The 13,167-nt window shown below is 70.4% G+C and carries 12 protein-coding genes and 2 pseudogenes; 5 read left to right on the plus strand and 9 right to left on the minus strand.

Features of this window, described 5'->3' with window-relative positions; all coding sequences use genetic code 11:
- Positions 1-542 precede the first annotated feature (542 nt).
- Complete coding sequence (locus C1I99_RS21340; protein WP_111135996.1) at positions 543-1,187, plus strand: GNAT family N-acetyltransferase; 645 nt, start codon at positions 543-545, stop codon at positions 1,185-1,187.
- On the opposite strand, the gene C1I99_RS34620 is transcribed toward C1I99_RS21340, so the two are convergent.
- Both C1I99_RS34620 and C1I99_RS21345 read right to left on the minus strand, forming a co-directional pair.
- Positions 1,184-1,309, minus strand: a complete 126-nt coding sequence (locus C1I99_RS34620; RefSeq protein WP_267897502.1) for a hypothetical protein — start codon at positions 1,307-1,309, stop codon at positions 1,184-1,186. The genes C1I99_RS21340 and C1I99_RS34620 overlap by 4 nt on opposite strands.
- A 126-nt stretch (positions 1,310-1,435) precedes the next feature.
- Complete coding sequence (locus C1I99_RS21345) at positions 1,436-4,231, minus strand: AfsR/SARP family transcriptional regulator (protein ID WP_111135997.1); 2,796 nt, start codon at positions 4,229-4,231, stop codon at positions 1,436-1,438.
- A 236-nt stretch (positions 4,232-4,467) separates the two neighbouring features.
- Here C1I99_RS21345 and C1I99_RS21350 point away from each other — a divergent pair, with 236 nt between their 5' ends.
- The 3 genes and pseudogenes from C1I99_RS21350 to C1I99_RS21360 form a co-directional block, all read left to right on the plus strand.
- Positions 4,468-5,076, plus strand: a complete 609-nt coding sequence (locus C1I99_RS21350; RefSeq protein WP_146604011.1) for a zinc metalloprotease — start codon at positions 4,468-4,470, stop codon at positions 5,074-5,076.
- Positions 5,077-5,101: 25 nt separating this feature from the next.
- Positions 5,102-5,776: a hypothetical protein gene (locus tag C1I99_RS21355; protein WP_111135999.1), complete on the plus strand. Its 675-nt coding sequence runs from the start codon at positions 5,102-5,104 to the stop codon at positions 5,774-5,776.
- A gap of 177 nt (positions 5,777-5,953) precedes the next feature.
- Positions 5,954-6,253, plus strand: a pseudogene (locus C1I99_RS21360) (NUDIX domain-containing protein); the annotation flags it as partial.
- 30 nt (positions 6,254-6,283) lie between these two features.
- Here C1I99_RS21360 and C1I99_RS21365 read toward each other — a convergent pair.
- The 4 genes and pseudogenes from C1I99_RS21365 to C1I99_RS21380 all read right to left on the minus strand — a co-directional run.
- A pseudogene (locus tag C1I99_RS21365) lies at positions 6,284-6,469 on the minus strand (IS5/IS1182 family transposase); the annotation flags it as partial.
- 226 nt (positions 6,470-6,695) lie between these two features.
- Positions 6,696-7,616 (minus strand): M56 family metallopeptidase, encoded by a 921-nt coding sequence (locus tag C1I99_RS21370; protein WP_111136000.1) that lies wholly within the window; start codon positions 7,614-7,616, stop codon positions 6,696-6,698.
- Entirely contained in the window at positions 7,613-7,978 is a 366-nt protein-coding gene (locus tag C1I99_RS21375; RefSeq protein ID WP_325049225.1) for a BlaI/MecI/CopY family transcriptional regulator, read from the minus strand. Before C1I99_RS21375 ends, C1I99_RS21370 begins: the two co-directional genes overlap by 4 nt.
- Before the next feature lie 287 nt (positions 7,979-8,265).
- Positions 8,266-8,628, minus strand: coding sequence for a DUF2752 domain-containing protein (locus C1I99_RS21380; RefSeq protein ID WP_233512633.1), 363 nt, complete (start codon positions 8,626-8,628; stop codon positions 8,266-8,268).
- Positions 8,629-8,927: 299 nt separating this feature from the next.
- Here C1I99_RS21380 and C1I99_RS21385 point away from each other — a divergent pair, with 299 nt between their 5' ends.
- Complete coding sequence (locus C1I99_RS21385; RefSeq protein ID WP_111136002.1) at positions 8,928-9,773, plus strand: F510_1955 family glycosylhydrolase; 846 nt, start codon at positions 8,928-8,930, stop codon at positions 9,771-9,773.
- 31 nt (positions 9,774-9,804) lie between these two features.
- On the opposite strand, the gene C1I99_RS21390 is transcribed toward C1I99_RS21385, so the two are convergent.
- From C1I99_RS21390 to C1I99_RS21400, 3 genes are all read right to left on the minus strand, one after another.
- On the minus strand, positions 9,805-10,572 hold the full coding sequence (locus C1I99_RS21390; protein ID WP_111136003.1) for an enoyl-CoA hydratase-related protein: 768 nt from the start codon (positions 10,570-10,572) through the stop codon (positions 9,805-9,807).
- Positions 10,573-10,590: 18 nt separating this feature from the next.
- Positions 10,591-11,976: an FNR domain-containing protein gene (locus tag C1I99_RS21395; RefSeq protein ID WP_111136006.1), complete on the minus strand. Its 1,386-nt coding sequence runs from the start codon at positions 11,974-11,976 to the stop codon at positions 10,591-10,593.
- The coding region (locus tag C1I99_RS21400) for an AMP-binding protein (RefSeq protein ID WP_111136004.1) at positions 11,973-13,167 on the minus strand (1,195 nt) is incomplete at its 5' end. The genes C1I99_RS21395 and C1I99_RS21400, both read right to left, overlap by 4 nt.

Here is a 13,167-nt window from a genome sequence, read left to right on the forward strand (position 1 = left end):
AACCGGGCCGGGGCGGTCCGATCCTTCGGACCGCCCCCACCGTTTCCGTGCGTCGTCAACGGCTCAGACCCGAATCCGTGAGTAACTTCTTCACGGTCGCGGTCTCGCCTTAGGGCGTGTCTCGTGGATTTCCAGTGCGAGGTTCGGTAGATAGACCAGCATGGCTCGACGGCATGAGTTGACCGACGAGGAATGGGATCTGCTGGAACCCTTGCTGCCACTGGCAGCGCATCTGCGACACCCTGCACATCGACTGCGACACCGAGGAGGGCAAAGACTGGATCATCGGGGTGGACACCTCCTCCGTGCGCGCCCACCAGCACGCCGCCAGCGCCCGCCGCGACCCGGCCACCGACCATCCGTCGTGAAACGCTGCTTCAACCGGCTCAAACAGTTCCGCGACCTGGCCATCCGCTACGCCAAACGCGCCGCCTACTACCAAGCCGACTCACCATCGCCGCCATTATCCTCCGGCTCCGATTAGGACACCGCCTAGGGAAAACCGAATGCGGCGGCCAGGCGGGCCGGCTATCGTCCGGGCAGTGGCCCACACCTATCCCCCGCTGAACGTCGAAGTCCGCACGCCGCGCCTGACGCTGGCCGGCGCGTCCGACGAACTGCTGGAACGTCTCGTGCCGCTCGTGCGGGCCGGGGTCGCCAACGCCGAGCCGTGGCCGTTCGACGACCCGATCTCGTTCTACGCCGACAGCCCCGAACGCGAATGGCAATGGCTGCGCGGCATCTGGGCCGGCCGCGCCCGAGTGAGCCCGGATTCGTGGCGGCTGTACTTCGCCGTGCTCGTCGACGGCGAACCGGTCGGCATGCAAGACCTCATCGGCACGAACTTCACGCGGTTCGGCACGGTGTCCAGCTTCTCATGGCTGACCCCCGGCAGCCGCGGACAGGGGCTCGGCAAGGAAATGCGGGCGGCGATCCTGCAGCTGGCCTTCGCCGGGCTGGGCGCACGCGAAGCCGGCAGCGACGCCTTCGTCGACAACGAAGCGTCCAACCGCGTTTCCCGTGGCCTGGGCTACGAACCGAACGGCACGGACTGGGACACCCGCCGCGGCGAGCCCGCGCGGATCCAGCAGTGGCGGCTCACTCGGGACGCGTGGGAACGGGTCCGCCGGGACGACATCGAGCTGACCGGCGTCGAGGAGTGCCTGCCCGTCCTGGGCATCGGCTAGCGGAGCGCGATCACCGTGCCCGGCCGCATGATCGACACGAGCGTGCCGAAACTCAACGCGTCCACCGCGAGCTTGTCCCCGTACCTATTGCTGAGGCCGCTCACCTCGATCACACGCCCCATCTCCAACAGTCGCTTGCGGGCTCAAGCTTCCGGAAGGAAGGTGGCCGCCGTATCGTCCAACCACAGACACCGCCCGTACTGCGATCGCAGTAGGGCGATCTCAGCGGGTATGGGCCCTACCCGGCGTCAGGAGGCGCGAGGTTCCACCGGTTCGAGTCTCGCGCGGAGGTCGTCGGCGCTGTGGTGACCGAGTTCGTCGAGGATGGCGAGGGCTCGCCGCCAGGCGCGGCGGGCGGCGTCCGGCTGCCCGCCTTCGAGGTGGGTGTCGCCGAGCCGGGTGAGGGTTTTGGCCTCGTTGAGACGGTCCGCGACCTCGTGAAACATGCCGATCGAGTGCCCGTAGGCCGCGGTGGCCCGGGAGAGGTTGCCGCGACGTTGGTGGACGTATCCGATGCTGTCCCACGTGACGGCTTCGCCGAACCGGTCGTGCAGCGCCTGCAGCAGCGTTAGGGCCTGCTCACAGTGCTTCAGGGCCTGGTCGTAGTCACCGAGGAGCGCGTGCTGCCAGCCGACCGTGTTGAGGGCGTTGGCCTGCATGGCGTTGTCGCCGGCGAGCCGGTACAGGTCGAGCGCCAGGCGCGCGTGGGTGAGCGCGTCGGCGTATCGGCCTCGCTGTTCCAGCAGCCAGGACAGGTTGCCGTGCGCGTGTCCCTGGCCGACGCGGTCGCCGCATGCGCGGTAGCGGTCCAGAGCCTGGCGCAGGTGGTCCTGCGCGTCATCGTGCCGGCCCAGGCGGGCGTAGGCGCGAGCGAGGTTGCGGTGGGTATGTGCCTGACCGACGGTGTCCTGCGGCCGGCGGGCGGCATCCAGCGCGACGCGGTGCGTCGCGACGTAGTCATGCCAGTGCCCTTGCCGGTCGAAGAAGGTGGCGAGCGTCCAGGCGAGGCGCCAGCTGTAGGTGTCGAACGCGGCCGGCATCCGGTGGATCAGCGCGACGAGAATCCGGTGCTCGGTCTGGAGCCACGCCAGCGCCTGCCGCTGGTCTGCCAGGTCTTCGATGGTGACGCCGGGCTGCGCCGGTGCGAGGTCGATCGGGTCGCGCTGAGGGATGAGTAGCCGGTCGGCGGACCACGCCGTGTGCAGGTAGTGATCGAGCATGCGGTGCAGCGCCGCCCGGCGTTCGGCGTCGGTGTCGTGGCGTCCGGCCAGCTCGGCGGCGTACCCGCGCAGCAGGTCGTGGCACGCGTACCGGCCCGGGCTGTGCTCGACGAGAAGGTGGGCGCGGGTGAGCTCGGCGAGCGCGCGGCGGGCCGCGCGCAGGGGGATCCCCACGACGCTGGCCGTGGCCGCCGCGGAGACGTCCGGACCCGGGTGCAGACCCATCAGCCGAAACGCGCGCGCCGCCTCCCGGCTGATGGTCCGGTACGACGATGCGAAGGCCGCACGCGCGTCGCTGGCCGGGGCACCCCCGTCGAAGACGTCCAACTCGCCGTCGTGCTCGCGGAGTTTCTCCGCGATGGCGCCGAGGGGGAAGGTCGGGTGCGTCGCGGCGCGGGCGGCGACGATGGCCAGCGCGAGCGGCAGCCGCGCGGACGCTGTGATGATTTCGCGCACCGCGTCCGGTTCCCGTACCAGGCGCTCCGCGCCGAGGCGACGGGCCAGCATCTCCCGGGCCTCGCCGTCGCTGAGCAGGCCGAGCGAGACGGGCCGAGCGCCCTCGGTGGCGATCAGACCGGTGAGATTGGCGCGGCTGGTGACCAGCACCAGGCAGCCGGGGGCGCCGGGAAGCAGTGGGCGGACCTGCTCGGTGTCGCGGGCGTTGTCCAGCACGATCAGGACCTGCCGGTCGGCCAGTACGCTGCGGTAGAGCCCCGCTTGCGCGTCCAGGCCGGTCGGGATCCGCTCGGCGGGCACCATCAAGGCGTCCAGGAATCCGCGTACGACCTCGGCGGGGTCGACCACTGGACCGGCCGGGTCGAAACCGCGCAGGTTGGCGTAGAGCTGCCCGTCCGGGAACTGCGCCCTGACTCGGTGCGCCCACCGCACGGCCAGTGAGGTCTTGCCCACCCCCGCGGTGCCGATGAGGGCGGCGATCCGTACGCCGAGCACGTCGGTGCCGCCGAGCAGAGCGTCCAGATGGGACAGCTCCGCCGAGCGGCCGACAAAGGACGGCAGGTCCGCGGGAAGCTGTCGCGGGGTGGCCGGCCCGGCCTGTGCCTCCACCGGTTCGCCCTGCAGGATCCGTCGCTGGGTCTGCTGAAGCAGCCGCCCGGGTTCGACGCCCAGTTCGGCAACGAACCGGACGCGGACCTTCACGAAGGCCTCCAGCGCTTCGGCGGTGCGCCCACAGCGATGCAGCGCCAGCATCGACTGGGCGTGCAGCCGCTCCCGGTACGGGTTCTCTTGCGCCGCGTGCAGCAACTCTCCGATTACGTGCTCGTGCCGGCCGGCGTCCAGCTCCGCCTGGAACAGCCCCTCCAGCAGGGCCAGCCGCCGCTCCCGCAGGCCCGGGCCCTCGTGGGCGAGCAGCGGCTCGGTTACGCCGCCCAGCGGCGGTCCCGTCCACAGTGCTAGCGCCGTCCGCAGCCGGGTCGCAGCCGCGGCGGGCCGCCGCGCCGCCGACTCCACCCGGGCCTGCGCCACGGCGTCGTCCAGCTCGTCGAGGTCGAGTTCACCCGGTCGCACGTCGATCAGGTAGCCCGGCGGGCGCCGGAGGATGACCGTGGCGCCGAGGATCTTGCGCAGCGCGGACATGTGGGTCTGCAGCTGTCCTCGTACGCTTGGCGGCAGCTCGTCACCCCACACCATCGCGATGAGTCGTTCCTCCGGCACCACCCGGCCCGCGCTCAGCAGCAACGCGGCGAGTAGGGCCCGCGGCTTCGGCCCGCCAAGGGCCAGGGCATCGCCGGAACGGTGGACCGCGACCGGCCCCAGGACGTGGTAACGCAATCGGATTTCCTCCCCGGGCTCCGGCCCGATCATGCCAGGATCCGCGGATGGTCCAGCGTGGACGAACCGGTCGACACACAGAGGGTGAGTGAACTCGGAATGAACGGAAGGCGGCTTCCTGCTGTCGTTTTCGGCGGTGCCGCCGCCGGAGCCCACCGACGTGGACGTGCGTCGCCGGAATCGGAGCGGCTTCGGAGCGCTTTCGAAGTACGGCCCGATAGCGTGCTCGCGCTTCGATATCCCTTCGACCCGCACCGGAAAGGCGACGCATGGCGAAGACAGCCCTCAAACGCATGGTCGGCAGCGCGGGCAGACTGCTCGCGGCGGCCGCTGTCGTGGTGGCCGGCACCCTGGTAGTCGCGCCCACCAGCGCGCAGGCGACCCCGTTTCCGGAAACCTGGTACGCGGACAGCAGCGGCCACGCTTTCTGCTTCGCGGGGTCCGGCTGGACGACCGAATACAAGGATGTCGTCTACTGGTCGATGGACCGGCTGGGCCAGCCGACCGACATGGTGACCTTCCTGGAGAGGAACGGCCCGAGCCCTGGCGCCTGCGTGTCCGGCACCGACATCCAATGGTATGTGTGGAACCTGCCCGCGGGCACGCGCGGACAAGCCAGGTGCGCGGACTGGGCCTCCAGCAACGTCTGTAACAGCGCCGTCGTCGACATGGACTTCGCCGAGCTCGACAGGGGCACCGACGACTGGTACGACCGCCGGAAGACCGCCGTGCACGAGATCGGTCACACGGTCGGCTTGGGACACCACTCTCCCAGCGCGCACGACTGCGCCATGATCAGCGGCGAGGTGCCGAGCCGCGACATGAAGTGGCGCACCTTCCACTCCCACGACATCGGCCACATCAACGGCCGCTACTGAGCGAGCCGGAAAGAAGGCGACACCGATGAGAATTCTCAGGTCGTTCATCGCTGCCGCGGCCGTCGCGCTCGCCGCCGCCTGCTCCAGCGCCGCGGCCGGCGACGCGTCGAGCACCGCGGACGGGTCGGTCCAGCGGCTCACCCAGCTCGCAGGGGCAGGCATGGATATGGACTACACGGCGCTCACCTCGCCGGACGACGCGGTCAGCAGGGCGGACCTCGTCGTCAAAGGCACGCTCGTGAAGGTGACCGACGGCATCCGGTTCTCGAGCGCGGACCCTGAGGTGACGAAGCGGGCCATCGGCTCGTACGCCACCTTCGTCATCGCTGTCGAGGAGGTGCTCGACGGCGACACCACCATGGTCACCGGCGGCCGCGTCTACGTCTCGATGTCCACGAGCAGCAAGGCCACGCCGCAGGAGTTGGACGCTTTGAATCCGCAGGCCAAGGTCGTGGCGGTGCTGGAGGACATCACCGCCTGGCGGCCCAACGGCCGCACGACGGTTGTCCGGCCGGCCGCGATCCCCGTCGAGGCACGGTTGTATGCCGCGTACAACGACGGCCTGTGGCTGCAAGGCGCCGGGGACAGCCAGATGTACGCGATCTCGGCTGAGCACTCCGAGCTGGCGCCCGCGTGGGGCGGCCCCCGCACCGTCGACCAGCTCAGGACGACCATTCACCAGGCGGCTGGCGCCAACTGACAATCCATTCCTGGGCGGCCTCCAGCCGATTCACTCGGTGGGGGCCGCCCGGGCTGGTCATAGGTACGCCCGCGTGGCGGTGCAACGATGTGTCGATGGAGCCGCCGGGCCAGAGCTACCGGGAGCGGCTGCCCGTCCGGCCACTCGCCACGCTGGTGTCGTCGGTGGAGGTACATCATGTCTCGGCCGGCGCGCCGCCGTACCGCCACCGCAACGTGCCGAACGGCAGCGTCGCAGCGCGGCCCGTACGCGGGGTGGCCGCTGTTGCCGGGTGGCAAGGTGGAGTTCGGGGAGCCGGCGCAGGACGCTGCCCGCCGCGAGACGGTGGAGGAGGCCGGGTTCGAGGTGGGCTCGCTGACCCCGACCGGGGTGTACGAGATCCGCGCCGGAGACAGCTCCCACCACTTCGTGATGTTCGCGTTCCGTGCCGATACAGCGACGCGCTTGGCGGCGGACGGGCATCACGCGGACGCGGTCATGCAGGCGCCGGTGGACGAGGTGCAGCCTCCCAGCCATGGCGGTCACCGTCGGCAGGTTGTCGACGTCGCGGCGGTGGGCCAGGGCGAGCAGGGCCTGTCGGCTGGCGTCGAGGCGCCGCCACCGGCCCCGCCGCTGGGTTCGTTCGGCGCGGATGAGGTCGGCAAGGTGGTTCAGGGTGCGGCTGGACAGCGCGATCGGACGGGGTGTGAACACCCAGCGCTGGTTGACGTACACCAACCCGTTGTACGCCTGGCCGTACGTCTCGCCTGGTCGGGTGTACTCCCAGTCCCAACATAGTGACCCGGATGATCTGGGCCTGATCACCTGCCGTCCTGCGTCACGGTCCCTTCGGGTATTCCTTCGCCTGGAGGGACCGCTGGCGTTCCTGTTCAGGGCGTAAGGAGGGATTCTCTCTCCCTCTAGAAGCGGCGTGTCATGCTCAGGCGCAGAAGATGATGGCGGTGACGGCACTGACCAGTGCCGGCGCGACCACCGCGGCCAGTGGAAGAGCGACACGGGCACAGGTTCGGTGGCCCGGTGCCCCGCCCTGCAGGCGGTGCAGCCGCGCCGGCACGTCCGCTCCGGCCATCGACAGGGCGTGCGCCGGGTGCGGAGCACCGCTGAGGGCGATCAGTGCTGCACGAACCGCGGGCGCGCCACAGGCGCGAACGGCGGCCGCGTCGGCGCACAGCTCGACCAGGAGTCGCATGGCGCGCGGCGCGCGGCGGGTCAGCGGCACCCACGGTGCGGCCGCGGCGAGGACCTCCGCGAGGGCGACGATCAGATGGTGGCGGCCGCGCAGGTGCGCCCGCTCGTGACACAGCACCGCCGCGCGTTGTGCCGAAGGCAGCCGCAAGACGCCGGCGCTGACGACGAGCAGTCCGCGACGGCCGCCAACGCTGTACGCCAGCGGCACGGAATGCGGAACCCGCAACACCGGTTCCCGCTCCGGCGTAACGGTCTCGCCGAGCAGAGTCATCAGATCCTGGTGCGCTTGTTGGGACTCCCGCTGGGCACGCCACTGCCGAACCGCCGCGACCGCCGATCGCGCGGCCAGCGCGGAGACCGCCAGCGCACCGGCGAAGCCGAGGACCTCGTCCTGCGCGGGCAGGTGGCCGTGCCGCACCGCAAGCCAGCAGTGGTGCGCCAGTTTCTCTGCCCAACTCTCGAGACGGTTGACCGGCGCGAGCAGCAATGCTACTCCGGCGGCGAAGGTCACCAGCACTGCGGCCAGGCTGCCCCACCAGGCGAGTAACACGGCGATCGGATCACGCACGCGGCCGACGGCACGCTCCAGCAGCGCGGGGGCCAGCCAGGCTACGACGAGCGCACCGACGGTGAGGGCGACGGCGGGGCTCATCGGGAATCAGACCGCTCGTCGAGGACCTCTCGCAGCACCGCCAGTTCTCGATCAGTGGCCGATCGGGCGAAGTGCAGCAGCACCACGTCCGGTTGGAGGCTGGTCTCCAGCATGCGCCGCAAGGTCCGAGCCACAAGTTCCTCCCGGGTGCCGGCGGGCCGATAGTGGTAGGCCTTGCCGCTCTTGTCGCGCAGCACCCACTGCTTGCGGTGCAGGTTGTCCAGAACGGTCATGACGGTGGTGTAGGCCAGGGTCCGACCGGTCAGCCTATTGAGCACCTCACGCACCCGCAGGGGCTCGCTCGCCTGCCACAGCACGTCCATGACAACGGCTTCCAACTCGCCCAGGCCGTTCAACGACACAACGCCTCCCACATCCACGTCAGCCTACGCTGACGTTGCAGCGCCCGTGCCTCCGTCTGCGGCCCGCGGGGCCGGCGCAAGAGACGAACGCGGCGGCCCTGGGCCAGGCCCGCCGCGGCGAGCAGCAGCACCTGCGGCAGGCTGCTCAGCCTGCCCGGTTGCTGGCGCGTTGTCCTGTTCGTACCAGTAAAGGATAATAGGTTGCATAAGTGATGACCGGCCGTGCCCATGCGGAGAAGCGGAACGTGCGGGTGGCCGGGCGAGGCGGGATGCGTGACGGTTGGGGGTCACGGGGTCAGGTTGGGGATGTCGAACCAGGAGAACGGCGCCCACGGCAGGTTGCGCAACACCGTGCTGTAGAGCAGGAAGACGGCGATGTAGGTCCCGTAGACCCAGGTGGGCAGGCGCAGCGCGGGCAGCTCGCGCCCGAGCCAGGCCGAGGCGAGGAAGCGTACGCCAAGGTAGGCCAGGAAGGGCACCGCGACCAGCGCGGCCAGGTGGTGACGAGCCGCCTCGGCGAGGTCGCCGTGCACCAGGTAGTAGAACATGCGGGTGCCGCCACAGCCTGGGCCGTTGATGCCGGTGACGGAGTGCCACAGGCACGGGCCGGTCGGGTCGGCGACCCGATCGGTGGGATCAAACCGCAGCACGAATCCGACGGCCGCAGCCAGTACCGCAGCCCCAGCCACCGACGCCGCGCGCCGTATCGCCCGGTCAGGCGCCGCCGTGACCTGACGCACCGGTAACCTCCTCGCTGCGCCATCGGAGGGCGCGCCCATTCGACCCGTCGGGTCATGTCTCACCGTGACGCCTCACGAACACTACTACTAGCGAGCAATAGTAGATGGCATACCATCGGTGCGCAGCTGCGGGACACTCCGCGCCTGCCGACGCAGGTTGCGCAGTCGAGGCAAGGGAGCTGGGTGTGGCCCACAAGGGGCAGAATCGGATGGCGTGGCTTGGCGTCGCCGTCGGCGTCCTTCTGCTGGTTACGGCAGCGGTCACCGCGGCCGGCTGGCGGGGGGACGCCGGCTCGTCGACCGCCTCGACGCCGTCGGACAGCGTGCTGAGCCACGTACACGGCCTCGGCGTGAACCCCGCCGATGGTCAGCTGTATGTGGCCACCCACCACGGAGTGTTCCGGCTCTCCGGCGCCCAGGCGACCCGGGTCGGGAACGGCCGCCAGGACACCATGGGCTTCACGGTGACCGGCCCCGACGAGTTCCTCGCCTCCGGGCACCCGGCCCCCGGCGAGGACGGGCCGAGGCACCTGGGGTTGATCCGCAGCACCGATGCCGGCCGCACCTGGCAGAGCCTGTCCCTGGCCGGGCAGGCCGACTTCCACCTGCTGCGCTTCTCCCGCGGCGTCGTGTATGGCCTGGATTCGACCAGCGGCGCCCTGATGGCCAGCAGTGACCGGGTCAGCTGGCAGACCCGCTCCACAGTCGAGGCCTACGACCTGGCGATCGACCCCCACCGCCCGGACACCCTCCTGGCGACCACTGAGCAGGGCATGCGCCGCTCCACCGACGGCGGCCGCACCTGGGAGCCGGCCGGGGGCCCGCCTGCGGTGTTGCTGCACTGGTCCCCGCGGGAGTTGGTGGCGGTCACGGCGGACGGCACGCTGGTGCGCTCCGTCGACGGGGCGGCGACCTGGTCGTCCACGGCCGGCCGCGCTCCGGGCGCCCCGGTCGCCCTCACCGTGCACGAGAACGTCGTCTACCTGGCCACCGAGGAGGGCCGGGTGCTGCGCAGCGCCGACGCGGGCGCGACGTGGCAGCCGATGATGCCCTGAACCGAGGCGACCGAATCGTCTACGTCCGGCTCTACCGGCCACGGAAGCGCGCGGGTCGCTTCTCCAGGAACGCGCGCATGCCCTCGGCCTGGTCCTCGGTGGCGAACAGGGCGTGGAACGCACGTCGTTCAAAGAGCAGCCCCTCCCGCAGGCCGACCTCCAGGGCCCGGTCGACCGCCTCGCGGGCGGCCATCGCCGCCGGCTTGCCGTACGCGGCGATGGTCTCGGCCACGGCCGTCGTCTCGGGCAGCAGCCGGTCGGCGGGGAACACCCGGGCGACCAGGCCGGCCCGTTCCGCCTCTTCGGCGTCCATCAGCCGGCCGGTGAGGATCATGTCCATCGCCTTGGCCTTGCCAATCAGTTTCGTCAGTCGCTGGGTGCCGCCGATGCCCGGGATGACGCCGAGCGTGATCTCCGGCTGGCCGAACCGGGCGCTGTCGGCGGCGAAGATGAGGTCGCACATCATCGCCAGTTCGCAGCCGCCGCCGAGCGCGTAGCCGGCCACTGCGGCGATCTTCGGGGTACGCAGTGCGGCGAAGGCGTCCCAGCCGGCGAAGAAGTCCTCGGTGAACATCTCTAGCGCCGTTTTGGATGCCATCTCGCGGATGTCGGCGCCGGCGGCGAAGGCCCGGTCGGAGCCGGTGATGACGAAGCAGCCCACGTCGGGGTCGCGGTCGAGGGGGCGCAGCGTGTCGACCAGTTCCGTCATCAGGTCGGTGTTGAGGGCGTTCAGTACCTCCGGCCGGTGCAACTGCACGGTCACGACCCGGTCGCGTTGTTCGATCTTGATGTGGTTCATGTGGCTGTTTCCTTCCGTTCAGGAGTCCCAGATGGCGCCGTACGCCGGGATGCCCCGGCGCTCCAGGCCGTGGACGACCTGCCAGGTCAGCTTCTTGTTCGAGATGCAGATGACGGCCTCGGCGCGGAACGCCTCGTACGCGGCGTACGCGAGTTGGACCATGTCGGGCTTGCCGTGTTCGGCGGTGTCCCAGACGATCGCGTCGGGCTGGTCGGCGAGGATCTCGTCGACGAGCGCGTTGCCGTAGGTGGTCCGTGGGCTGCGGGTCGCCCAGACCAGCCGGGAGGGCACCTTCCGGGCCAGTAGGTGTGGGAGTACGGGGCCGATGCCGCTGCCGGTGGCGACGTAGACGACCTTCGTGAACAGGGTTTCGATGTTGGCCACCCCCGCGGTGGTGATGCCCTTGACCCAAACGTGGGAGGGGGCGTCGTCGATGAATGATCCGGTCCAGTCGCCGGCGCGGGAGATGGTGAGCCGGAAGCCGGTCTCGCCGGGAGCGGGCACATTGGCGAAGGAGTGCCATTCCCAGAGCGGACGGCGGCTGATCGCGGTGGAGGATCCGGCGAACGGTGTCGCGCCGTGGTCGAATCGGGCCAGCGCCACGTGGCTGGAGGGTCGGGTGATCTCCACCGGCACCCTGCGCAGGCGCAGCCAGGGCAGGGCGACGCTGACGGTGAGGATGGCGAGGACCCAGATCTGCGGTGCGGTCAGCAGGTTCCGGTCGTGGTCGGCCCGGACGAAGAGCACCGTCTGGGTCCAGAACAGGGCCAGCGCGGTCCATCCGCCGAAGCGGTGCACCCGTTCGAACCGGTCGTGGTGTCGGGCCCGGTACGTCGGTCGCGCCGTGGTGACGATGACGCTCAGGAGCGCGAGCAGGAGGTAGGAGACCACGAGGAGGCTGATGGGCACGGGTTCGCCCCGGTGCGCGGCGGTGGTGGCGGACGCGACGAAGACCAGGAACCACAGCGTTCCGGCGAGCGTGCCACCGACGTGCAGCCCCCCGAAGTGGTACACCTTCGCCAGGGTCCAGCGGATTCTCAGCGGCCACCGGGTGGGTGCCCGGGTGGCGAGCCAGAACAGCAGGTTGATGACGTACTGCTGGCGGATGAGGATGGCGAGGGCGAAGTTGGCCAGGACGGCGCTGGAGATGGCCTTGAGGTTGGTGTGGTCGGTTGACCACCAGCGGCCGTGGGTGAGGGCGTGTCCGAGCAGCGCCAGGTTCGCCGTGAGGACGAGGGCGACGAGGCGGTGGTGGTGCATCAGGCGGGGATGCTTGAGGATGCGTCGGGGCAGCGACGTCGGCGGGGGCAGGGTGACCCGGGCGACGCGAAGCCGTTCAGGAGCGGCGGGGACGGCAACGGCGGCGGGAGTGGCCGGGGTGTCAACTGGGCTGGCGACGCTCATGCCGCCCGCTCCCACTGGCCGGAGGTGGCGAGACGCAGCAGCGCCACCTTGTCGATCTTTCCGCGGCTCGTTTCGGGCAATGCGGCCATCGGATAGATGGTCGTCGGGACGCAGTAGTAGGGCAGGGCAGACGCGACGGCCTGCTTCGCCGCCTCGGGGTCGACGTGGCGGGGGGCGACGAACGACACGAGGCTGCGGTCGTCGAGTTTGAGGGTAGCCGCCCGCCGGCAGCCGGGGACGGACTCGAGGACGGCCGAGACGGAGTCGAGTTCGACCCGGAATCCCCGGATCTTCACTTGGTCGTCGGTCCGACCGAGGTGTTCCAGTTGGCCGTCGAGGGTCCAGCGGCCGAGATCCCGGGTGCGGAACATCAGTCGTCCGTCACCGAGGAACGGGTCGGGGGCGTAGCGTTCGGCGTTCAACGCCGGATTGTCGAGGTAGCCGGCGGAGACGCAGTCGCCTCCAGCCCACATCTCGCCGACGTCGCCGATGGCGCAGGGGCGACCGGCCGGGTCGAGGACGTAGACGGTGTTGTTGGGGGTCGGGCGGCCGATGGTCAGGCGGGCGGCGTTCACGTCATGGCGGTGCATCGTGTTCACGATGGTGGTCTCGGTAGGACCGCACGCGTTGTAGAAGGCGCAGCGGCGGGCCCACCGGTCGGCCAGAGGTCGGGGGCACGGCTCGCCGGCCACCGCCACCACCTTCACCTGTTCGCACCGGTCGGGGTCGAGGCCGCTGAGGATGGTCGGGGTGGCGATGAGCGCGTCGACGCGCTGGGCGGTGGTGGCGACGTCCCGGCCCCGGATGACGAGGGTGGCGCCGTGGCTGAGGCAGCCGAGGATCTCCCACGCCGCCATGTCGAACGCCACGTTGAGTAGCTGCCCGACCCGCCAGCCTGGCCGGATGCCGAGGTCTCCCGGTGCGGTGAGCAGGATGTTGCAGACGTTGCGGTGGGTGACGACGACCCCGTTGGGTTGTCCGGTGGTGCCGGAGGTGAAGAGGACGTAGCAGTTCTCGCCGGTGCTGGTCGGCCGCTCGGCGGGGACGAACCGGTCGTGGGAGTGACCGAGGGGCTGGGACATCACGGTGTCGACGGCGACGAGGTGGTGTCCGGCCGGTACCGGTATCCGGTCGGCGGCGGTGGACACGATCAGGATGACCCGGGTGGCGGCGGCGTGGATGACGTGGCGG

It is taken from the genome of Micromonospora deserti, from assembly GCF_003236335.1.
GTDB lineage: Bacteria > Actinomycetota > Actinomycetes > Mycobacteriales > Micromonosporaceae > Micromonospora > Micromonospora deserti.

Bases quoted from the DNA above. Each gene is read 5' to 3' on its own strand.
- C1I99_RS34620 (WP_267897502.1), bottom strand. From the start codon at position 1,309: ATGGGGCGTGTGATCGAGGTGAGCGGCCTCAGCAATAGGTACGGGGAC.
- C1I99_RS21345 (WP_111135997.1), bottom strand. From the start codon at position 4,231: ATGATCGGGCCGGAGCCCGGGGAGGAAATCCGATTGCGTTACCACGTC.
- C1I99_RS21350 (WP_146604011.1), top strand. From the start codon at position 4,468: ATGGCGAAGACAGCCCTCAAACGCATGGTCGGCAGCGCGGGCAGACTG.
- C1I99_RS21355 (WP_111135999.1), top strand. From the start codon at position 5,102: ATGAGAATTCTCAGGTCGTTCATCGCTGCCGCGGCCGTCGCGCTCGCC.
- C1I99_RS21370 (WP_111136000.1), bottom strand. From the start codon at position 7,616: ATGAGCCCCGCCGTCGCCCTCACCGTCGGTGCGCTCGTCGTAGCCTGG.
- C1I99_RS21385 (WP_111136002.1), top strand. From the start codon at position 8,928: ATGGCGTGGCTTGGCGTCGCCGTCGGCGTCCTTCTGCTGGTTACGGCA.
- C1I99_RS21390 (WP_111136003.1), bottom strand. From the start codon at position 10,572: ATGAACCACATCAAGATCGAACAACGCGACCGGGTCGTGACCGTGCAG.
- C1I99_RS21395 (WP_111136006.1), bottom strand. From the start codon at position 11,976: ATGAGCGTCGCCAGCCCAGTTGACACCCCGGCCACTCCCGCCGCCGTT.